Origin of the sequence: Pseudoalteromonas sp. MER144-MNA-CIBAN-0113, assembly GCF_040308965.1 — a bacterium.
GTDB lineage: Bacteria > Pseudomonadota > Gammaproteobacteria > Enterobacterales > Alteromonadaceae > Pseudoalteromonas > Pseudoalteromonas tetraodonis.
The window spans coordinates 1-264 of record NZ_JBEOOG010000400.1 but is presented as its reverse complement, the minus strand read 5'-3'; the positions used below and the strand labels follow the sequence as shown (position 1 = coordinate 264).

The window sequence follows — 264 nt, the reverse complement described above, 5'->3', positions numbered from 1 at the left end:
ATCTAACTCTTTAGGCTTTGAAATCATTTCATCTGCGATGAAGTTAAGAACGTGGAATAACTTCAGCGCTATGTCTCTACCATCTTCTAAGTCAATTTGACCTGGATGCACAGCGTTATTCCCTACAACTCGAAGTAAGTCTAGTGCTTTTTGAATTTTTGGACTTAGCCCTTCTGCTACAAGATCTTTTATGTCGTTGTTAATATTTTTACCCGACTTACCTAGTTGCTTGAGCAATAGTTGGAGTGCCAATCTAAGTAAGGC

Annotated in this window: 1 protein-coding gene; it reads right to left on the bottom strand. The window is 38.6% G+C overall.

What is annotated here, in order from left to right:
• A partial coding sequence (locus tag AAEY57_RS20225; RefSeq protein WP_350608689.1) for a DUF4145 domain-containing protein occupies positions 1 to 264 on the bottom strand: 264 nt, incomplete at both ends.